The sequence below is a fragment of the Mesorhizobium sp. 113-3-3 genome (assembly GCF_016756495.1).
Lineage (GTDB): Bacteria > Pseudomonadota > Alphaproteobacteria > Rhizobiales > Rhizobiaceae > Mesorhizobium.
In genome coordinates this window covers 6,087,073-6,107,177 of the sequence record NZ_AP023243.1, presented here as the reverse complement: position 1 = coordinate 6,107,177, position 20,105 = coordinate 6,087,073, and the positions used below count along the sequence as shown (strand labels likewise).

Annotated in this window: 17 protein-coding genes; 10 read left to right on the top strand and 7 right to left on the bottom strand. The window is 62.3% G+C overall.

Annotated features, from left to right (window positions below):
• Nucleotides 1-20: 20 nt before the first annotated feature.
• The 6 genes from JG746_RS29645 (at nt 21) to JG746_RS29620 (ending at nt 8,009) form a co-directional block, all read left to right on the top strand.
• On the top strand, nt 21-1,025 hold the full coding sequence (locus JG746_RS29645; protein ID WP_202355958.1) for an NAD-dependent epimerase/dehydratase family protein: 1,005 nt from the start codon (nt 21-23) through the stop codon (nt 1,023-1,025).
• Nucleotides 1,022-2,299, top strand: coding sequence for a hypothetical protein (locus JG746_RS29640; RefSeq protein ID WP_202355957.1), 1,278 nt, complete (start codon nt 1,022-1,024; stop codon nt 2,297-2,299). Before JG746_RS29645 ends, JG746_RS29640 begins: the two co-directional genes overlap by 4 nt.
• Entirely contained in the window at nt 2,286-3,545 is a 1,260-nt protein-coding gene (locus tag JG746_RS29635; protein ID WP_202355956.1) for a polysaccharide biosynthesis/export family protein, read from the top strand. The genes JG746_RS29640 and JG746_RS29635 overlap by 14 nt, the downstream gene beginning before the upstream one ends.
• 85 nt (nt 3,546-3,630) lie before the next feature.
• Complete coding sequence (locus JG746_RS29630; RefSeq protein WP_244730533.1) at nt 3,631-4,539, top strand: class I SAM-dependent methyltransferase; 909 nt, start codon at nt 3,631-3,633, stop codon at nt 4,537-4,539.
• Between the two features lie 393 nt (nt 4,540-4,932).
• The gene (locus JG746_RS29625; RefSeq protein WP_244730532.1) at nt 4,933-6,645 is read left to right on the top strand and encodes a type I secretion system permease/ATPase; all 1,713 of its coding nucleotides are present in this window, start codon (nt 4,933-4,935) and stop codon (nt 6,643-6,645) included.
• A 26-nt stretch (nt 6,646-6,671) separates the two neighbouring features.
• Nucleotides 6,672-8,009: an HlyD family type I secretion periplasmic adaptor subunit gene (locus JG746_RS29620; protein ID WP_202359525.1), complete on the top strand. Its 1,338-nt coding sequence runs from the start codon at nt 6,672-6,674 to the stop codon at nt 8,007-8,009.
• A 52-nt stretch (nt 8,010-8,061) separates the two neighbouring features.
• Here JG746_RS29620 and JG746_RS29615 read toward each other — a convergent pair whose 3' ends face one another.
• The 3 genes from JG746_RS29615 to rocF all read right to left on the bottom strand — a co-directional run bounded on the left by JG746_RS29615 (nt 8,062) and on the right by rocF (nt 12,129).
• Nucleotides 8,062-9,525, bottom strand: a complete 1,464-nt coding sequence (locus tag JG746_RS29615) for a hypothetical protein (RefSeq protein ID WP_244730530.1) — start codon at nt 9,523-9,525, stop codon at nt 8,062-8,064.
• A gap of 613 nt (nt 9,526-10,138) precedes the next feature.
• Nucleotides 10,139-11,194 (bottom strand): ornithine cyclodeaminase, encoded by a 1,056-nt coding sequence (locus tag JG746_RS29610; protein ID WP_202355954.1) that lies wholly within the window; start codon nt 11,192-11,194, stop codon nt 10,139-10,141.
• 2 nt (nt 11,195-11,196) lie between these two features.
• Nucleotides 11,197-12,129: an arginase gene (gene rocF / locus JG746_RS29605; protein WP_202355953.1), complete on the bottom strand. Its 933-nt coding sequence runs from the start codon at nt 12,127-12,129 to the stop codon at nt 11,197-11,199.
• Nucleotides 12,130-12,264: 135 nt separating this feature from the next.
• Between rocF and JG746_RS29600 the strand changes: the two genes are divergently transcribed.
• A complete protein-coding gene (locus JG746_RS29600; protein WP_031261243.1) occupies nt 12,265-12,705 on the top strand; it encodes an Lrp/AsnC family transcriptional regulator in 441 nt (146 codons plus the stop codon).
• A 104-nt stretch (nt 12,706-12,809) separates the two neighbouring features.
• Here JG746_RS29600 and JG746_RS29595 read toward each other — a convergent pair whose 3' ends face one another.
• Both JG746_RS29595 and JG746_RS29590 read right to left on the bottom strand, forming a co-directional pair.
• Nucleotides 12,810-13,484 carry a GntR family transcriptional regulator gene (locus tag JG746_RS29595; RefSeq protein ID WP_202355952.1) on the bottom strand — a complete coding sequence of 225 codons (675 nt, stop codon included), beginning with the start codon at nt 13,482-13,484 and terminating at the stop codon, nt 12,810-12,812.
• 51 nt (nt 13,485-13,535) lie between these two features.
• Entirely contained in the window at nt 13,536-14,384 is an 849-nt protein-coding gene (locus tag JG746_RS29590; protein ID WP_202355951.1) for a LysR family transcriptional regulator, read from the bottom strand.
• Between the two features lie 48 nt (nt 14,385-14,432).
• Between JG746_RS29590 and JG746_RS29585 the strand changes: the two genes are divergently transcribed.
• Nucleotides 14,433-15,476, top strand: coding sequence for a bile acid:sodium symporter family protein (locus JG746_RS29585; RefSeq protein ID WP_202355950.1), 1,044 nt, complete (start codon nt 14,433-14,435; stop codon nt 15,474-15,476).
• On the opposite strand, the gene JG746_RS29580 is transcribed toward JG746_RS29585, so the two are convergent.
• Both JG746_RS29580 and JG746_RS29575 read right to left on the bottom strand, forming a co-directional pair.
• On the bottom strand, nt 15,473-17,035 hold the full coding sequence (locus JG746_RS29580; RefSeq protein ID WP_202355949.1) for a GMC family oxidoreductase: 1,563 nt from the start codon (nt 17,033-17,035) through the stop codon (nt 15,473-15,475). The genes JG746_RS29585 and JG746_RS29580 overlap by 4 nt on opposite strands.
• Before the next feature lie 131 nt (nt 17,036-17,166).
• Nucleotides 17,167-17,955: a GntR family transcriptional regulator gene (locus JG746_RS29575; RefSeq protein ID WP_244730527.1), complete on the bottom strand. Its 789-nt coding sequence runs from the start codon at nt 17,953-17,955 to the stop codon at nt 17,167-17,169.
• 65 nt (nt 17,956-18,020) lie between these two features.
• Here JG746_RS29575 and JG746_RS29570 point away from each other — a divergent pair, with 65 nt between their 5' ends.
• Both JG746_RS29570 and JG746_RS29565 read left to right on the top strand, forming a co-directional pair.
• Nucleotides 18,021-18,857, top strand: coding sequence for a 2-(acetamidomethylene)succinate hydrolase (locus JG746_RS29570; protein ID WP_202355948.1), 837 nt, complete (start codon nt 18,021-18,023; stop codon nt 18,855-18,857).
• Nucleotides 18,858-18,901: 44 nt separating this feature from the next.
• Nucleotides 18,902-20,041: an FAD-dependent oxidoreductase gene (locus JG746_RS29565; protein ID WP_202355947.1), complete on the top strand. Its 1,140-nt coding sequence runs from the start codon at nt 18,902-18,904 to the stop codon at nt 20,039-20,041.
• The last annotated feature ends 64 nt before the right edge of the window (nt 20,042-20,105 follow it).

Sequence of the window (20,105 nt, the reverse complement as noted above, 5' to 3'; positions counted from 1 at the left end):
AGCCAAGGGAATGCGCAGTCATGAGCTACAACGGCAAGAAAGTTCTGGTGACGGGCGCGGATGGATTTATCGGTTCGCATCTCACTGAAGCGCTCGTCCGCAACGGCGCGGATGTCACGGCTCTGGCGCTCTACAATTCCTTCGACAGCCATGGATGGCTGGACGATTTGCCGGACAAGATCCGCAGCCAGCTGAAGCTTGTCCGCGGTGACGTGCGCGACTGCGCGTTCCTGAACCGGATCGTGCGTGGCCAGGCCGTCGTGTTTCACCTGGCCGCGCTCATTGCGATTCCATATTCCTATGCGGCTGCCCAGTCCTATGTCGAAACCAACATCCTGGGCACGGTGAACGTTCTTGAAGCCGCGCGTCAATGGGAGACGGAGCGGGTGGTGCATACCTCCACGAGCGAGGTCTATGGAACCGCCCAGACAATGCCCATCCGTGAAGCGCATCCGTTACAGGGACAGTCACCCTATTCGGCATCCAAGATCGGCGCAGACATGATGGCCGAGTCTTACGCCAGGTCGTTCGATGTTCCCGTGGTCATCATGCGGCCCTTCAACACTTATGGCCCGCGCCAGAGTGAGCGCGCGATCGTGCCGACCATCATCCGGCAGGCCCTCGATGCGAATTGCCCGGCGATCATGGTCGGCGATACAAGCCCGATCCGCGACCTGACCTTTGTCGAAGACACTGCGGCAGCGTTCCTGACCGCGGGCCTGGCCAGGCTCGAATTCGGCCAGGCCTACAATGCCGGCAGCCAACGCGCCGCGACCATCTCCGACGTGTTGGACCTTGTCCTGGAATTGAGCGGTTCCAAGAAACCGGTCCATCGTGACGAAAGGCGTCTGCGGCCGCAAAATTCGGAGGTTCGCGCCTTGCTCGCCGATTCCTCGCGCTTTGAAGGCGAGACCGGATGGCGGGCGCAGACCAGCCTTCGCGATGGCCTGGAGCGAACGATCGCGTGGTGGCGCGCGCGCCTTAGCGAAGGCCGGGTGCGGCGCGAAATGGGCTACATGACATGACCCTGCACCGCCGACACATGTTGGCACTGTTGTTGATAGCCGGTGCCATGTTCCCCAGTATCTATATGGCCGGCGGTCGCGAAAGCAGCGCATCGCAACCGTCGGCCACACTGGTGGCAAAAAACCTGCCGGGTTATCTGAGCGAAACGACGGATCCGTGGTCCGGTATGGTTCTCGTACGGATCACCGAGCCCGGAATTCTCGGCCTCGCGGGTGTCTGCGGGAAGAAATACTGCACCCACCGTTACTCGAGCGCACAGGCCTGGAATGCCGACCAGAGCCTTCTCCTGATCGTCAATGGTTGCGGTGGCATGTGCTTTCTCGACGGGCGCACCTACGTTCCATTGTTCCACCGCGACCGCTCGACCGAATGCGAATGGCATCCCAAAGATCCCGAGCTGATGATCTGCGTTGCTGGCCGGCAGATCTCGACCTGGGCGCCACGCACCGATCACGAAGACGTCGTGTTCACCTCGGCAGCCTACAGCAAGCTTCAGTTCGGGCCCAACAAAGGCAATCCGAGCCGCGACGGCAACCGCATTGCGGTGCGCGCAACGCGCAATGACGGCAAAGCGGTGGTGTTTGGCTACGACCTCAAGGAGCGGCGGAAATTCCCGGACATCGATCTTACCCAGCTTCCAGGAACCACCGGCTCTTGCTCGATCTCCCCGCTCGGGCTCAACATTGTGTGCACACAGGCTCTGTCGGACGACCATGAGCCGACCTTCATCTTCTCCATCGACGGCGTCTTGCGCCAGAAGTGGATGGAGCACCACCGGCCCGGTCACGGCGACATGACGGTCGATGCCGACGGCAGCGAAATCTCTGTCGGGATCAGCAAATCGGATCCCGACAAATATCAGGTGATCAAGCGCCGACTGGCCGATGGCAAGGTCACCGCGCTGATGAAATATGGCGAGGCCATGCATGCGTCGCTCAGGTCCCTGGACAGGCCCGGCTGGGTGTTTCTGAGCTATGGCGGCACGCCAGCCGAAGTATCGCAGCACCCGGATTGGGCGCCTTACGCGCAGCAGGTCATTGCGCTGCGTCTGGACGGCAGCGGAGAGGTCCGCCGTATCGTGGACACGCAGAACGCCCACTTCGACTACTGGAGCGAGACGCATGGCTCGCCGTCGCCAGACGGCTCACAGGTGGTCTGGTCGAGCAATTGGGGTGTGCCCGGTGGCCCGGTATACGATTTCGTTACCCGTGTCGGATGGCCTTTGGAGCCGGTGCAGAACCAGAAGGAGATTGTCGCAAATGGCCTTCGCTAAACGAACCGTTCTCGCTGCGATCGCCGCGATGTCCATGACATCGATGGCCGCCGCCGGCGAAGCCGAGCCCTATCAACTGTCACCGGGCGATACCGTCGAGATAGGGATAGCGCCAATCCCGGATCGGACCCAGCGTGCCGTGGTCCAGATGGACGGCAATATCGCTCTTCCCGAAGTCGGGATGGTCATGGTCGCAGGCCTGACGGCGTCTCAACTGCAGACGCGCATGCAAGCGCTTTTGCCGACCAAGATTTTTCACGCGCGCCTGGCCGATGGGCGGGGGCAGATGGTCGTCGTCAAGCCAGACGACGTGACCGCCATCATCGTGGACTACCGCCCGATCTACGTCACGGGCGACGTGCTCACCCCGGGACAACAGGCCTACCGTCCGCTCATGACGGTACGGCAGGCGCTTGCCGTCTCCGGCGGCTTCAGCCTCTTGCGGTCACGCGCAGGCCAGACCGGACCCGATCCGGTCGATCTCAGGCGCGATTACGAGACACTTTGGGGGGATTACACCAAAGACTATTTTCACGCTGCCCGTGTCCGCGCCGAACTTCAGGGGCAGGCGGATTTCGACAAGCAGACGCCGCAGGGGTCGCCCCTGTCGCCCAGCGTCGGAGCCTCGATCGCCCAGGCTGAAGCTGACGGGCTGAAGATTGCGCTGAGCGATTTCCAGCAGGAGCAGGCCTTTCTCGAGAAGGGCGAGAAAGATGCGGCTGATCAAATCGAGATTTTGCAGAAGCGCGAACAGGTCGAGGCCGAGAGCGTGAAGGCGGATCAGGAAGATTTGGCGAAGGTAACCAAGGCGTTTGACGCAGGCAATCTGACCAACACCCGGCTCGCCGATGTCAGGCGCGCCTTGCTTCTGTCGTCGAGCGGTGCACTGCAAACCACGGTCGAGCTCATGAGAGCGCGGCGCCAGCAGGAGGACTATGTCAGGCAGCACGAACGCAATGACAATCAAAAGAAGATTGCCTTGCTTACGGATCTGAAGGAAACCAACGCGCGGCTGGCCGATGTCACCGCCAGGCTCCACGCCGCCAGCGAGAAGCTGCAACCGACCGGGGCATCCACCCAGCCATTGCCGATTGCCGGCGAAACAATCCGGGCTCAGGTCACGATCGTCCGCAAGGTCGGCGATGAATGGCGCAAGCTGTCGGCTGACGAAGATACGGTCGTGATGCCTGGGGACACCGTCGAAGCCAGGTTCAGCAGCGATCTGCAAAGCGCGGCGATCGAATAGGCCGCTCAGTCGCAGTCCGAAAAAATGAATGGGGGGTGCTTACTGTTCGACCGGGCAGTCGAACAGAACCGCACGGGAGATACAGGTGAGGCTCAATTCCAGGCAAGGGATGAAGCCGGTGCCGCCGACGAACGCGGCTCAAATGGCTCAGTCCGCTTTCGACACGCCTTTGGCAGCGCGATTTTCGCAAGCCAAGCCGCGGAACGGTGAGCCTGGAATTTGGCGGGAACTGACGTCCAACCAGCAGATCCACACGCAGGGCGACCGGGTGTCGGACGACTACAGGGCCAGCCATTGCGCCCCGGGCTACGGCGCGCATTACAACAAAACGCATGAGTCCGGCTATTATGGCGCGCTTTGGGAGAAAATCGAAAAGCCTCTGATCATGGACGTTCTTCGCCCAATGGGCGGGGCCGGCCGAACCTGCCTCGATTTCGCATGCGGAACAGGCCGCATCGCCAACGTTGCAGCCGTGCTCTTCGGCGAGGTGGTCGGCGCCGACGTTTCCAAATCCATGCTCGACTGCGCGCAGGTTCCGCCCAATGTGAGACTGGTTCACATCGATATGACAACACAGCCCCTCGGCGAGACCTTCGACGTCACAACCGCGTTTCGCTTCTTCCTGAACGCAGAGGATCAGCTGAAGCGGGATGCGCTCAAGGCAATCAATGAGCATCTGAAGGATGGCGGGCGACTCGTGTGCAACGTTCACATGAATGCGACTTCGCCCATCGGCCTGGTTTGCCGGCTGCTCAATCGGTCGTTTAGACGCACAATTCGCCACACGCTAAGCGTAGCGAGGTTCAGCGAACTCCTGACCGCGTCGGGGTTTCTCGTCGAGGAGATGATACCTTACGGCTATCTGCCTCGGCCGGGAAACCTGTTGCCAGGGGTCTGTGAAGCGTTGATGGAACCCTTCGAGAAGGTGTCCAGGACCCTTCGCATTCCTGGACAACTGGCTCAACATTTCCTGGTTGTCGCGAAGAAGCGCTAGAGGGGATCGCTCACTCGAATGGCTCCGTGAAAACGGCCGCGGAGGCGTTTGCGCAAGGCGCGACTCACCCCCAAAGCGACGCCATGGCGTCGCTCTCACGGCCTGGAGCGTGACCGCCAGAACCTTCTTGTTATCCCCTGAAACGGCGGTTTTCCCCTGAATTAATGCGTCAGATTCGTGTTTCCCGGGCTGGCGTCACGATTTCGCTACATTTTGAACGAAGGCCAAGTACGTTAGTGGGGCGTAATATTAGAAGGTAAAGAGGGATACGCTCCTGAAAACCCAAAAATTGTCCGTGGCCAACGGGGCCAGCGAGCTTGCGCAACGATTTCTCACCGGAGGTCGCAAGCCATGAGCTCCAGAGGGATACGTTCGCCCGATCTGCGTGGCGCCATGCTGGGCGCGGTACCCGGGCTCGTAGGTGTCGGCGTCTTCTCGGCGGTCATAAACCTTCTCGCCCTGACCGGTTCCGTCTATATGCTGCAGGTCTACGACCGCGTTTTGCCTTCGCAGAGCGTTCCGACACTTGTCGGATTTACGATCGGAATGCTGGGCCTTTACGCGGTCTACGGATTGCTGGATTTCGTGCGCCTCCGCCTCCTGGTTCGAATAGGCAATCGTCTCCATAAGAATCTGCAGCAAAGGGTGTTTGGCCTCTCGCTGTCCTTGCCGCTTATCGGCGGGCAGGATGCGAACCGGATACAGCCGCTGCGTGATCTGGATCAGATCCGCGGCTTCCTTTCAGGGTTGGGGCCGACCGTCATCTTCGACGCGCCGTGGATACCGTTTTATCTGCTGATCATCTATCTTCTGCATCCCGCGCTCGGCCTGCTGGCAACAAGCGGTGCGATTGTTGTCGTGCTGCTCACGGTGATCGCGGAAGTCCTTGGCCGCGCATCCGCTGCGCGCGCGTCCGAGACACTGGTGTCGCAACGCAATCTTGCCGATTCCGGGCGCCGCAACGCGGAGGTTGTGCGCGCCATGGGCCTTTCCGGGCGGCTTGCCCGCCGCTGGAGCGACATCAATCACGCCTATCTCACGCACCAGGAACGGCTTTCCGACATTGTCGGTGCCACCGGCGCGCTCTCGAGGGCGCTGCGCATGGCCTTGCAGTCCTCTGTTCTGGGACTGGGCGCCTATCTTGTGATCGGCGGGGAAGCGTCTCCGGGCGTCATCATAGCATCCTCGATACTGCTGGGCCGCTCGTTGGCTCCGGTTGACGCCGCGCTCGCAAACTGGCGGGGCTTCGCGGCCTTCCGGCAAAGCTATTCCCAACTGGCAACGGCGCTGGCTGCCGTCGGGGGAAATGAGGAACCTATGGAACTGCCGCGCCCGCAGGCGATGCTTGCGGTCGAGGACTTGGCAATAGCGCCGCCGGGCCAGCAAAAACCGACAGTGGCCAATGTCAGCTTTAGCCTGTCCGGGGGCACGGGAATGGCCATTGTCGGCCCGAGCGGTTCTGGGAAAACGACACTTGTGCGCGCGCTGGTGGGAGTGTGGCAGCCAGCTCGCGGAAGGGTTCGGCTGGACGAAGCCTCGCTCGACCAATGGAACCCGGAAGAGCTTGGCGCCCATATCGGCTACCTGCCGCAGGACGTCGAACTGTTTGACGGGACGGTTGCCGACAACATTTCGCGATTTGGCGGCAAGGACGACGCCAAGGGTGTGCTGGCGGCTGCCAGGGCCGCCGGCGTCGACAAGATGATCATGCGGCTGCCGAACGGGTTTCAAACACGCGTAGGCGAGGGAGGAGCAGCCCTGTCGGCCGGACAGAGGCAACTCGTCGGGCTTGCCAGGGCACTTTATGGCGACCCGTTCCTGGTCGTCCTCGACGAGCCGAATTCAAACCTGGACGTCGACGGCGACGCCGCCCTGGCCGGCGCGATCCTGGGGGTGCGCCGACGTGGAGGCATCGTCATCATTGTTGCGCACCGTCCTTCTGCCCTCACCAATATCGACAAGGTGCTCGTCATGTCGAACGGGATGCTTCACTCCTTCGGCTCGCGCGAGGAGGTCCTGGCCAATGTGATCCGGCCCTTCCCTTCGCCTGCCGAACGGCCGGCGTCGGTTGTTCCGATGCAGAAAGGGGTGAGTGGCCATGCGTAAGGTGTTGAATCGTGTCTGACGTCACAATGGTTTCATATGCTCCGATCGACAACGGGAGCCGAAGGGCCGAGGCGGCCGAGGCGCGGGATGATATCAGGTCCAACCTGATCCTGGGCGCGGCGGTCACGGCCATGTTGGTTGTCGGCGGCGGGCTTTGGCTGGGTTTGACCAGGATCGCCGGCGCGGTGATAGCGCCTGCCACCGTGGTGGTCGAAAGCAACATAAAGAAGGTCCAGCATCTGACCGGCGGCACGATCGGCGGCATCTTCGCGCAAGATGGGGACCACGTGCGGGCTGGCGATGTGGTGGCCAGGCTGGACGACACGCTGACGCGGGCCAACCTGCAAATAGTCAGTGAGGATCTTGATCGTGCGACCGTCCGGCTTGCGCGGCTGGAGGCCGAGCGGCAAGGCCTGCCGGAAATGCAGCTTCCGTCCGACCTTCAAGCACGGATGGGCGACCCGGAACTGGCTGCACTGGTGAGGGGAGAGCGCACCCTCTTCGAAAGCCGCGCAACGGCGTTGACGGGGCAGAAGGCGCAGTTGCAAAGCCGCTCGAAGCAGCTCGAACGCCAGATCGATGGCCTCAAGGCGCAGCAGGCCGCGGAAGACCAGTCCGTGGTCCTGCTGGATGGAGATCTTGGCGATGTCCAGGCGCTTTATACAAAGAAGTTGGTGTCCAAGGAGCGACTGAGTAACATCAGACTGGATGCCACCAGAGCGCACGGAGAATCAGGACGCCTCGCGGCGGCGGTCGCTGAGGCACAGGCCCGGGTCAGCGAGACCGAACTGCAAATTCTTCAGCTGGATGAGCAAAGGCGCAGCGAAGTCACGAGCGAACTTCGTGAAACGGAAGCCAAGCAGACCGAACTCAGCGAGCGCAAGGTCGTGGCTCAAGACGAACTGACCAAAACCAACATCCGCGCTCCGCAATCCGGAACGGTGCAGGAATCGGCTATCCATACAATCGGCGGTGTAATCGCTCCGGGAGAGGTGATCATGATGATTGTCCCCGACACCGACAACCTCGTCGTCGACGCGCTGATCCCTCCGTCGCGCATAGATGACGTTCGTCCAGGTCAGCGCGTCTCGATCCGGTTTCCGGCTTTCGATGCCGGCACCACGCCTGCTTGCCAGGGGTCGGTCAAGCGCATCTCGGCGGATCTGATCAAGGACCAGCAAAAACAGCTTTCGTATTTCTCGGCGCGCATCAACGTCGAGAACAAGGCGGCCTGCCTGACCGATGCCAAGGTGCTCAAACCCGGCATGCCGGCGGAGGTTCACATAAGCACGGACGAACGCAGCGTCTGGTCTTATCTGCTGAAGCCTCTCACGGATCAGATGTCCAGGGCTTTCCGCCAATGACGTGACGAACGGTTGGAAGCAAGCCGCAAATACGACCGGCTGGCTCGTCCTCCTACGACGCGGTGAGCGCCCTCCGACGAACGCGGCGAGCCGTACGCGCGGTTCGCTCCGCCGTCACCTGTAGCTTGGCCACATCATTCTTATGCGGCAAGGCGTTCGTGGCGCCATGGAGCCTCTCGTAGGGCAGCAATTCCCGGATCCGGGCGTTGACTGACGCAATTTCGGCCCGCAGATCTTCGCATTCCTGCCGGCGGATATCGAGCTGTATCTGATCGGAGGCCCGCTGCAGCGAAAGCTGTGAGAAATTGGCGGTTATCTTCGAAAGGTTCAGCTTGTCGGTTTCGGCCTCCTTGGTGAGTGCCGCCAACCTTTCGTCCGCCACCTGTTTTTCAGCCACGGCGTCGCTCCATTGAAGCTTGAGCCTGGCGATCTCGGCCGAGGCCTCGCTGTTTGCGTTCGATGCGTGCTCCAGTCGCGAATTGAGGTTCTGAATTTCGGAACGCAATCCTCGTATCTCGGCACGGCTGCGTTCGAGCTCGGCGGCTTTGTCCGCCTCCATGATCCTGGCGGTTTCCGTCAATTCCGACAGTTTCGCCTGGGTGGCCTCGAGCGCGGTGTGGAGCCGTGTCGCTTCCTTTTCGCTCTTGCCGAGCGCACCAAGCATTTCGGAATTTCGCGCGGCTTCGTTGGCATGGAGCGTGGAGAAGGCGTCCAGTCTGTGCCGCGCCTCGTCCTCCCGTTTCAGCGCCTTTTCCAGGTCGATCGACAGGCTGACATTCTTTTCACGCAGCTGCCTGTTCTCGCGCGCGCGCCTGTCGGCCTCGACGGTTGCGGCGGCAAGCGTGTTTGTGAGGTCTCCGAATTCCGCTTCGTTTTTTGCGTTGGTGTTCGCAGCCTCCACGAGTTCCAGCCTTGCCGCGGCCAAGGCGCTACGAAGCGCCTCGCCGTCCTGAACCAGGCTTGCCTCGCGCTGCTGCAAGGCCTCCACCATGCTTTCACGCTCATACTGCTTCCGGCTCAGATCATTGAGCTTGTCCGACAGGCTCTTTTGCTCCGCCGTCAGGTTTAGATTCGCCAGCTCCAGTTCGTTGGCGCGGAGAATGTCGGCATGAAGGATGTGAAAGAATTCAAAGGTCAGCTGATGTGTGCTCGCGATCTCGGACAGCTTCGCGCTGATCTCCTCGAAATGGGGCTTCGCATCGCGAAACAGCCCGTCAAAGGAACTCAAGGCAGCCATGCGGCTCTGCGTATGAGAGGTCAGCCGTCGCACGGGTTCGGGAGTGCGGGCGTCGTCGGTGCCCGCATCGTCCTCGGCTTGCGCACCGTGGTCCTGTTCGCTGTTGTCGTCTGGGATTGGCGGCTCGTCCGCGACATCGTCCATTGCCAGCGCTGACAGGTCCTCCAGACCAAGGCACTCGTCGACGGCATTAGCCAAGTCAGCTTCGAGATCCTCGAATGACCTCTCCACATTGTTGTCGGCACGTCTGATCAGATCCCGGAACTTCATGCCCTGCATCCCCTTTCCGCATGCCTGGACCCAGAAAGGCGCGGACTGAGCTTCCTTCTGTATCGAGAGATCGGATCCGCGTCTTCGTGCAATCAAACGATGCCAGTTGATGGCAATTCAGTGCTTAAGCGGTAGCAAGTCGTCTGTTTGGCGGTCGCCGGTCACCGAGGATGGCTTTTGCGTTGGATGGTCCCTCTCGTGTTCATATTGACGTCTTTTGCTGCGTGGACCCCAGCGCCGCTCGCTTGTCGGCACGCGAGGCAGTCAGGAGCGCTTTCGCGTGCAAGCCTCAGACAGATCAAGCGGCCCGACAGCCTCTTGTAGGGGGGCATCAGGCGGCCGGGCCTAACCGGCTGTTGGGTGTGTTTTGGTTTGCCGGCTGCCTCAACATGCGCCCGGGCCGACGCAAGCGCATCATTCGAACGAACTGTTCGTCGGGGGCTTCACGCGGCTAACGACGCAGACTCGCCAGCGCCGGACGCACGCTCTCCAGGATCACTTCGCAAGCACGACGAATGACGGCAACGCCGATGGTCTTTCATCTCGTCGAAGGGACGATCGACAAGAGCGCAGTCACTTATCAACGCCTGCGGGATCGCCTGCGGCAGCTCACCGGTTGTTATTATGCCGCGGTCTGCATGGCCGCTCTCAGCAGCATGCCATAGAGGTCGCGCGGCTCGTCCGGATCGGCCAGCAGATCGAGCTCCTCGTAGAGGCCCGTAGCCTGCAGCTGATCGCGCACATAACGCAGCGCCGAAAAGTCCTCGATGGCGAAGCCGACGGAATCGAACAGCGTGATCTGTTTGGCGTCCCGGCGGCCTGGCGTCTTGCCGGCAATCACTTGCCAAAGCTCGGTCACCGGATGGTCGGCATCCAATTGCTGGATCTCGCCCTCGATGCGTGTCTGGGGAGGGAACTCGACGAAAATGTCGGAGCGCAGCAGGATGTCCCTGTGCAGTTCGGTCTTGCCGGGGCAATCGCCGCCGACGGCGTTGATGTGGACGCCGGCGCCGACCATGTTGTCGGTGAGAATGGTGGCGCATTGCTTGTCTGCGGTGACGGTCGTGATGATCCCGGCCCCTTCGACCGCTTCCTGCCCGGTTTCGCAGATGGTGATGTCGAATCCCATGCCGGCCAGGTTCTTGGCGCATTTTTGCGAAGCAGACCGATCGATATCATAGAGTCTGAGCCGGTCGACGCCGGTCAGTGCTTTGAACGCGATCGCCTGGAATTCCGACTGCGCGCCGTTGCCGATAATGGCCATGGTGCGCGCTCCGCGCGGCGCCAGGTACTTGGCCGCGACGGCCGATGTGGCGGCGGTGCGCAGCGCGGTCAGGATCGTCATTTCGGTGAGCAGCATCGGATAGCCGCTGCCGACATCGGCAAGCACGCCGAAGGCGGTGACCGTCTGCAGACCCTGGCGCATGTTCTTGGGATGGCCGTTGACATATTTGAAGCCGTAGAGCCGCCCGTCGCTCGTCGGCATCAGCTCGATGACGCCGTCATGGCTGTGCGAGGCGATGCGAGGCGTCTTGTCGAAAAGCTCCCAGCGCTGGAAATCTTCCTCGATGTAGCCGGCGAGCTCCGTCAGGAAGCGCTCGACGCCGATGGTGATGACCAGCTTCATCATGCGGTCGACGCTGACGAAGGGGACGATGTTCAGTTTTGCCGTGGTCATGGTCAAAAGCTCCCGGAATGGCTGCGGGTCGGGCGGTCCATGATGCGGCGGCCCATCAGGCTCGCCGTCAGGTCGACCATAAGCGTCGCGGTCCGGCCACGCTCGTCGAGAAAAGGATTCAGCTCGACCAGGTCGAGGCTGGAGACGAGGCCGCTGTCGGACAGCATCTCCATCACCAGATGCGCCTCGCGGAACGTCGCACCGCCGGGAACCGTGGTGCCGACAGCCGGTGCAATCGACGGGTCGAGAAAGTCGACGTCGAGACTGACATGCAGCAGCCCATTCTCATCAGACACGCGCGCCAGGAAGGCGCGCAGCAGCGGCGCGATGCCATGCTCGTCGATGGCGCGCATGTCGTGCACGGTCACGCCCGCCTGGTTGAGCGCGCTGCGCTCGGCCGGGTCGACGCTGCGCAGACCCATGGTGCAGATACGCTTGGGGTCGACCGCCGCCGGCAGGTCCGGAAAGTAGCCATGGAAACCGGGCTGGCCGCTGGCATAGGCGAGCGGAACGCCGTGCAGATTGCCGCTGGCGGTGGTGTCCAGCGTGTGGAAGTCCGGATGCGCGTCGAGCCACAGCACGAACAGTGGACGCCCGGCCTCAGCGGCGCGGCGGGCGAGACCCGACACGGTACCGGCCGAGATCGAATGGTCGCCGCCGAGAAAGATCGGCATGGCGTCCTCGCTCGCCGCATAGGCGGCCGCTGCGATGGCTGATGTCCAGGCCGATATTTCGGGCAAGGCCTTCAGGGCGAGGTTGCCATGCACGACGCGTTTCACCGGCATGGCCTGGACGGCGCCCATATCCTCGACGACATGGCCGAGGCCGGACAGCACCTCGGCAAGCCCTGCCGTCCTCAGCGCACTCGGCCCCATTTCGCAGCCCATTCTGCCAGCGCCGTCCTGCACCGGCGCCCCGACGATCTTGCAACGCATTGTCTTTCCCGCGGCCAAAGTTCGAATGGGCGACAGCAGACCATGGCGAGCCGGCAATATGAACAGGTAGAATTGGCAATCCGCGAAGCATCATCTATCATAATGGCGGAAGAATTTATCAAAATGGTAATCCCGATGGATGCATTGGACGAACGGCTCGTCACCTTGCTGCGGCATGACGCCCGGCGCAGCGTATCCGACCTCGCCGTCGATCTCGGCGTCTCGCGCGCCACGGTGCGGGCACGCATGGAGCGGCTGGAACGTTCGGGCGACATCATCGGCTACACGGTGGTCCTGCGCGCCGACGCCGTCGATCAGCGCATCCGCGGCATCATGCTCATCGAGATCGAGGGCCACGCCGCCGACCGCGTGGTCCGGGCACTGGGCGGCTTCCCGGAAGTCTCGACCATCCATACCACCAATGGCCGGTGGGATCTGGTGGTCGAACTCGGGACGGCCTCGTTGACCGATTTCGATGCCGTGCTGCGGCGCATCCGATTGATCGCCGGAATCACGGGCAGCGAAACGAGCCTGCTCCTCGCCACGCCGCGCACGACGCGAGCACGACTGACGTAGGCACGTTCAATGACGTTCGGATGCCGAGGACGCGCAGGAGTGCTTGAGCGCGCGTCGACGCGATGAACGAGGGACGACGCGACTTCTGAGATCAATGGCGAGCGTCAGCCGAGAAGCTCGGCGGCGACTTCGAGCGTGTTTCGAAGTGACGTCTCGAGATGATTCTCCATCGCCCGCGCGGCGGCCTCGGCATCGTGGAGCTTCAGCGCGTCGAGAATGGCCTGGTGCTGCTCGATCGTCTGTTCGCCATAGCCGGGCTTGGGAATGGCGAGATAGCGGCCGCGGTCCATCTGCGCCTTGGAGATGTCGACCGCCCGCCAGATCATCGGCAGGCCGCAGATCTCGGCAATGGTGCGATGGAAGACGTCGTCGAGCTGGATCGCGGTGGCAAACCTTCCGCGCGCTATGGCGAGCTTGTGCGCCGCCATATTGTCCTCCAGCAGTTCGGCGGACGCCGGGGTCAACTTGGCGGCGGCGCGCCTGGCGCTTTCCATCTCCAGCGCCCTGCGGATGACATAGGCTTCTTCCAGGTCGGCGCGGCTGATCGGCGCGACATAGGTGCCGGTCTGAGCCAGGATTTTCACCAGGCCTTCATCGCTGATGCGCTTGACCGCTTCTCGCACCGGCGTGCGCGAGACTCCGAGCGCTTCGGCGATGGCCACTTCGTTGATGACTTCACCCGGCTTCATCTGTCCGACGACGATCAGATTGCGGATCTTGTGATAGATCTGATCGCGCAGCGGCAGCGCCCGATTTAGCGTCGAAGGATCCAGGTCCATGTCAAATCCATATCTTCGTTCGCCTGAGATCACCAAATTATATTAGCAAGGTCAGCGCAAGCCTCTCACCTTGGTCAGGATATCTTCCGTCAGCGCCGAGACGAGTGCCTTGTCGGCGCCCTTGCTGGGGATCAGGACGAATTCCACATCCTCCAACGGCGGCAGGCGCCCCGATGGGATCTCTTTCAAACCCGAGGGCGACATGCTTTGCGGTTGCACCAGAACCCCCATGCCGGCGCGGGCGGCGGCTGTCAGCCCGCTCAGGCTGCCGCATGTGCAGACAATGCGCCACGGCATGCGGTGCCGTTCGAGCACTTCCAGCGCAATGCTGCGCGTGACGCTGGGCGCCGGGAAGGCAATCAACGGCAAGGCCGCGAGCGACAGGACGTGTTCCGGATCGCGGGCGAGCCAGACAAGCGGCTCGCGATAGACGAACCGGCCACAGCTGTCGCCCAGCCGGCGCTTTGCCAGAACGAGATCGAGCTCGCCATTGTCCTGCATCTGGTAGAGCACGCCGCTCAACGCGACGGTCAGTTCAAGATCGACGGATGGGTGAGACCGGACGAAATCCTCCAGCACCAGCGGGAGCCGGCTCGTCACCAGGTCCTCGGATACGCCGAGCCTCAAGGTGCCCCGCAGCCGCTGCGCGGTGAACAACGCCTGCACTTGCCCCTCTATGGACAACAGGGTCCGGGCATGGCCGAGCAGGGCTTCGCCGTCCGGCGTCAGCATCACCTTGTGCGTATCACGGGCAAGCAACTGCCTGCCAAGCGCGGCCTCAAGCTTGCTGATGTGCTGGCTGACGGTGGATTGCCCGAGCCCCAGCCTCTCGGCCGCGAAGGTAAAGCTTCCCATCTGCTGGACGGTGACGAAGCTGCGCAGTTGGACCAGGTCGAGCATTGATATCTCAGATACCGATAACTGTTATTCCTTGTATCCTGTTTCGCAATGCGCGAGAAGACGGCGCCGCCGTTCTGGAGCAAACATGTCATGCGCCGCTTTCTGCCGGACACCTTTCTGATCCTCCTGTTGTGCACAGTCGCGCTTGCGTCGGTGGCGCCCGCGACTGGGACATTCGCGGGATGGTTCGCGATCGCGACCAATCTTGCCGTGGCGCTGCTGTTCTTCCTGCATGGCGCGAGGCTCTCGCGCGATGTCGTCGTCGCCGGCCTGATGCATTGGCGCCTGCACCTGGTGATCCTTTTGACGACCTTTGGCCTGTTCCCGCTGCTGGGTTTTGCGCTTGGCTATCTGCCTGCTTCGATCCTGCCCAAGCCGCTCTATCTCGGCATTCTGTTTCTCTGTGTCCTGCCGTCGACGGTGCAGTCCTCGATCGCGTTCACCTCGATCGCCGGCGGAAATGTCCCCGCGGCCATCTGCTCGGCTTCCGCCTCCAACATCTTCGGCATGTTCCTGACGCCCCTGCTCGTCGGCCTGCTCTTCTCCATCGGTGGTCACGGCGGATTTTCGTGGGATGCGGTGAGCCAGATCCTGGTGCAGCTGCTCCTGCCCTTTGCGCTCGGACAGTTGCTGGAACCGCGGATCGGCAACTGGATACGCGCCCGCAAGACACTGCTGATGCCTGTCGATCGCGGCTCGATCCTGATGGTCGTCTATCTGGCCTTCAGCACGGCGGTCGCCGAGGGGCTTTGGCAAATGTTCTCGCTGCGCGACATTGCCGTGGTCGTCGTCGCCGACATGGTGCTCCTCGGCCTGGTGCTTCTGTTGACGACCTATGGCAGCCGGCTTCTCGGCTTCGACAGGGCCGACCAGATCACGATCACCTTCTGCGGTTCGAAGAAGAGCCTGGCAAGCGGCGTGCCGATGGCCAACGTCATCTTCGCCGGCCAGGGCGTCGGCGCGATCGTTCTGCCGCTGATGCTCTTCCACCAGATACAGCTCATGGTCTGCGCCATGATCGCCCAGAAATATGCCAGTGCGGCGCGCCGGTCTTCCGTACCGCAAGCCGAGCCGGCGGCTTCGGTGGTTTAGTGCCGTCGGGCGAAAGTCTCGGCGATCGCGAGGACCGCGGCGTGAATCGGTCCCGCGGTGAGCCTGGGCATGATCGACGCGTCCACGACAAAGACATTGTCGAGCGCCTTCAGCCGTAGATTTGCATCGACGACGGCGTCCGGGTCCTTGCCCATCCTGCATGTACCGCAGGGATGATGGTGCGTGATGACCGACCGCGCGATGAAGTCGTCGATCTCGGCCGCACTGTTCAGGCTGCCTGGCAGGAGTTCGCGCTCGCGCCAGCCTGCGAGTTCCTCTCCATGCCCGATTGTCCGTGCCGCCTCAAGCGCTTGGCGAAACAACTCGCGGTCGCGGCCGGTTTGCAGGTATCCCGGATCGATGATCAATCGATCGCCGAGCTCAGGCCCGCTTATGCGCACGCTGCCGCGGCTCGTCGGATGGGTGATGCCGAACAGCAGCGAGTATGCCGTGCCGGCGGCGGGCGCCCGAAAGCATTCCGACACGATCGGCGCGACACCGCAGCCAACGACTATTTCAGGCTGCCCGGCAGCGGTGAAGCTGTCAGCCCGCATATAGGCCATCGATTCCGAATGCTGGAGGCGCGATGGCGGCACCGGCTTGCGGGCCGCGTAGAGGTTGCCGGCGCCAAGCAGGTGGTCCTGCAGGTTCCGACCGATATCAGGCATATCGATCAGGCAGCCGACGCCTGCCGCATCGAGCACATCGCGCGGACCGATGCCCGAACGCATCAGCAAGGCCGGACTTTCCAGCGCTCCGGCGCAAAGGACGACTCGATCCGCCAAGATCTCGACCGATCCCTGTCGCCCGACGACCTCGAGGCTGCGGACCTGATTGCCCTCCAGCTTGAGCCGCCACACCCGGGAGCCCGTAAGGATGGTCAGGTTCTTGCGGCCGCGAACCGCCTCTGTGAGCCAGGCGTCCGCCACTGTGACCCGCCGCCCGTCGCGAATATTCAAGGAGTTCGGGGTGACGCCGATCATCTCTCCGCTGTTGTGGCCCTCAAGGCGAGGCAGGCCCAACGATGCGCCGGCCTCGATGAAGGCACGGGCAAGCGGACTGACTTCGTCCACCGGTAAATGGACAGGCAGCGGCCCGCCTTTGCCATGAATGCCGTCGCCACCAAGCGGGTGGTCTTCGATAGACTGGAAAACCGGCAGCAGTTCATCCCAGCTCCATCGGCGATCCCCGGTCGCATCGACCCAGGCCTGGAAGTCGGCAGGATGCCCGCGCATATAACCCATCGCGTGCAGGCAGCTCGAGCCGCCGATCAACCGCCCGCGCGCCCAATGATGCACCCGGCCTGCGGTGCCGGCCTGCGGCTCCGTGCGATAGTCCCAATCGTAGCTGCGGCCCTGAAGCGCCGGCCATTCGGCGGGGTTCCAGATGTCGGGATCCGTCGCCTCTTCGCCTGCCTCGATCAGCAGAACGCGACTGTCCGGATCTTCACTCAGTCGCGCGGCAAGCAACGATCCGGCTGACCCGCCGCCGACGATGACGATATCGCAATTCGGTCTACGCTCGACATCGGCCCTGGTCATCATCACTCCATCTGCCATTTGCCGGCTTCGATGGCCGGCATGTCTGACACCGACATGAAGAAAGCCGCGCACCGATCTGCGTTCGGCCGATCCGAAAACGTCATGAAGGACGTCGAGTCTTCAGACGGAACAACAGTCGATCGAAGAACTCAAATCCCGTGGTCCATGGATATCTTCGCGGCCGCTTTCGCCCTCAGGACGTGATGCTTCGAGGCTTTGCGGGCGGCCTTCTCGTCGCCGGCGGCGATGGATTCGAAGATCTCCCTCATCTCCGCCAGGCTGCTTTGCGCTCTACCCTCCAGGGACATCGACCGTCCTCGAAAGAAGCTGATCCTGGCCACCAGACCGCGATGGACTTCCTCCAGGATCGGATTGCCGCAGTTCGCCAGTATGATCGAATAGAAGTCCGCGGCGGTCATGACCTGCGCCAGGCTGTCATTGCTCGATGCGGCCTCTTCGAACGCCGAAAGGGATTTCTCGAGTTCACGCAACTGTTCCGGCGAAATCCTCAGCGCGCATCGTCCCGCCGCCTCGACTTCCAACAGCTCTCGAACCTCGTAGATGGCGGTTGCCACCTCCCAGGAAAGCGCCGGTATCGACGGCCCGCGGTTGGGCACGATCTCGATCAGGCGCTCGGCCTCAAGACTGCGCAAAGCCTCCCGCAGCGAGGGGCGGCTGATGCCGAGTTGTGTGCACAGTTGACTTTCGATGAGGCGGCTTCCCGGCTGAAACAAACCGGAGAAGATCGCCAGCCGTAACTTGTCGACGGTCTCCCGTTGCACGGTCCGTGGCGAAATTCGCAAATTCAAATCTGGGGGCATAGGTAACGTCTCATGGCCTTTGAGTCGCAAAACTGAAGCAGCATACGCCACGCCATGGAAATTTGACAGCAGGATAGACAGATTGTCAAATCCGAAGATTGCAAGAATGTCAGACAATCTGCTTGACGAGGCCACGGTCTGTATGATCCTTTTGCTGGAGACGGGCAGCGGAGGAGAGGATCATGGACATGGCGGCAGAGGGTGCTTCCGACCACTTCATCTCGCGACGCGTCGACATCGGCCGCATCGCCTTGAACGTGCGCCAGAGGGGCAGCGGCCCGTTGATGCTGTTCTTCCACGGCATCACCTCCAACTCCGCCGTCTTCGAGCCGTTGATGGCTCGGCTCTCGGACCGGTTCACGACGATAGCGGTTGACCAGAGGGGGCATGGCCTCAGCGACAAGCCGGAAACCGGCTACGAGGCGAATGACTATGCCGACGACATCGCCGGCCTGATACGCACGCTCGATCGAGGCCGTGCCATCCTCGTCGGGCATTCGCTTGGTGCTCGAAATTCCGTCACGGCCGCAGCGAAATACCCGGATCTGGTGCGCTCGGTCGTCGCAATCGACTTTACGCCTTATATCGAGACCGAAGCGTTGGACGCGCTGGAAGCGCGCGTGAACGCGGGGAGCCAGCTTTTCGAGGATGTCGGGGCTGTCGAGGCATACCTCGCCGGCCGCTATCCGAACATTCCCGCCGACGCCATCAGGATCAGAGCTGAAAGCGGCTATCAGCCGGTCGACGGCGGATTGCGTCCATTGGCCTCGCCCGCGGCGATGGCGCAGACCGCCAGGGGCCTGCGAGCGGACCTGGTGCCGGCCTACCGCGACGTGACGAAGCCCGTCCTCATCGTTCGCGGCGAGTCGAGCAAATTGGTTTCGGCGGCGGCGCTGGCCAAGACAAGCCAGCTGCGGCCCGATCTGCCTGTCGTCGTCATCCCGGGCGCCGACCACTACGTCAACGAGGTCTCTCCCGAGATCACGCTGAAAGCCATCACCAACTTTATAGACGCCTGACGGCCAGACGCGCCGTCTTCTTGTACGCAGCATCAGGATAGAAAATGGCCAATGTAAACAAGACTCCGGGCAAGACGCGACGTGCCGAGGTTGCCGGCGGCGGCTTTGCCGGCCTGACCGCCGCCATCGCTCTCAAGCAGAATGGCTGGGATGTCAGGCTGCACGAAAAGAGCTCGGAACTGCGGGCGTTCGGCGCGGGCATCTATCTCTGGCACAATGGCCTTCGCGTGCTCGAAGGGCTGGGCGCCCTGGACGATGTTCTCCAGGGTTCGCACACGCCTCCGACCTATGAGACCTGGATGCACAACAAGTCGGTTTCCAAGGAGACGTTCAACGGTCTCCCCTGGCGCATCATGACCCGCAGCCACCTGCACGATGCCCTGGTCAACCGTGCCCGTGCGCTTGGCGTCGACATAAGCGTCAATTCCGAGGCCGTCGCCGCCGATCCGGAAGGGCGCCTGACGCTTCAGACCGGAGAGGTTCTCGAAGCCGACCTGATCGTCGGCGCCGATGGCGTCGGCTCCAAGGTCAGGGATTCCATCGGCTTCAAACAGGATCGCTGGGTTTCGAAAGATGGTCTTATCCGGCTGATCGTCCCGCGCATGAAGAAAGAGCTTGGTCATGGCGAGTGGGACAACACCATCGACATGTGGAACTTCTGGCCGCGCGTCCAGCGCATTCTCTATTCGCCCTGCAATGAGAACGAGCTCTATCTCGGCCTGATGGCTCCGGCCGCCGATCCGCGCGGATCGAGCGTGCCGATCGATCTCGAAGTCTGGGTCGAGATGTTTCCTTTCCTGGAGCCATGCCTGATCGAGGCGGCCAAGCTGAAAACCGCCCGGTACGACAAGTACGAAACAACCAAGCTCGATAGCTGGACAAGAGGCAAGGTCGCCCTCGTTGGAGACGCCGCGCATGCCATGTGCCCGGCTCTTGCCCAGGGTGCCGGTTGTGCGATGGTCAACGCCTTCAGCCTGTCGCAGGACCTGGAAGAGGGTTCTTCGGTCGAGGATGCGCTCGTCGCGTGGGAGACGCGCATCCGCCCGATCACCGATCGCTGCCAGGCCCTGTCCGGCGACTACGCGGCAAACCGCTCGCTCTCGAAGGGAAACATGTTCACGCCGGCAGCACTGGAAGCCGCCCGCTACGACCCGCTGCGCCGTGTGTTCTCATGGCCGCAGTAGCGTCGGGCAAACCGGCCAACGAATTAATCGGTGCGTGCGGAAACAGCGCGCGCCTTTCAGGAGA

Excerpts from the sequence above, each read along its gene's own strand:
- JG746_RS29645 (WP_202355958.1), top strand. The coding sequence starts at position 21 with ATGAGCTACAACGGCAAGAAAGTTCTGGTGACGGGCGCGGATGGATTT.
- JG746_RS29640 (WP_202355957.1), top strand. The coding sequence starts at position 1,022 with ATGACCCTGCACCGCCGACACATGTTGGCACTGTTGTTGATAGCCGGT.
- JG746_RS29635 (WP_202355956.1), top strand. The coding sequence starts at position 2,286 with ATGGCCTTCGCTAAACGAACCGTTCTCGCTGCGATCGCCGCGATGTCC.
- JG746_RS29625 (WP_244730532.1), top strand. The coding sequence starts at position 4,933 with ATGCTGGGCGCGGTACCCGGGCTCGTAGGTGTCGGCGTCTTCTCGGCG.
- JG746_RS29620 (WP_202359525.1), top strand. The coding sequence starts at position 6,672 with ATGGTTTCATATGCTCCGATCGACAACGGGAGCCGAAGGGCCGAGGCG.
- JG746_RS29615 (WP_244730530.1), bottom strand. The coding sequence starts at position 9,525 with ATGCAGGGCATGAAGTTCCGGGATCTGATCAGACGTGCCGACAACAAT.
- JG746_RS29610 (WP_202355954.1), bottom strand. The coding sequence starts at position 11,194 with ATGACCACGGCAAAACTGAACATCGTCCCCTTCGTCAGCGTCGACCGC.
- rocF (WP_202355953.1), bottom strand. The coding sequence starts at position 12,129 with ATGCGTTGCAAGATCGTCGGGGCGCCGGTGCAGGACGGCGCTGGCAGA.
- JG746_RS29600 (WP_031261243.1), top strand. The coding sequence starts at position 12,265 with ATGGATGCATTGGACGAACGGCTCGTCACCTTGCTGCGGCATGACGCC.
- JG746_RS29595 (WP_202355952.1), bottom strand. The coding sequence starts at position 13,484 with ATGGACCTGGATCCTTCGACGCTAAATCGGGCGCTGCCGCTGCGCGAT.
- JG746_RS29590 (WP_202355951.1), bottom strand. The coding sequence starts at position 14,384 with ATGCTCGACCTGGTCCAACTGCGCAGCTTCGTCACCGTCCAGCAGATG.
- JG746_RS29585 (WP_202355950.1), top strand. The coding sequence starts at position 14,433 with ATGCGCGAGAAGACGGCGCCGCCGTTCTGGAGCAAACATGTCATGCGC.
- JG746_RS29580 (WP_202355949.1), bottom strand. The coding sequence starts at position 17,035 with ATGGCAGATGGAGTGATGATGACCAGGGCCGATGTCGAGCGTAGACCG.
- JG746_RS29570 (WP_202355948.1), top strand. The coding sequence starts at position 18,021 with ATGGACATGGCGGCAGAGGGTGCTTCCGACCACTTCATCTCGCGACGC.
- JG746_RS29565 (WP_202355947.1), top strand. The coding sequence starts at position 18,902 with ATGGCCAATGTAAACAAGACTCCGGGCAAGACGCGACGTGCCGAGGTT.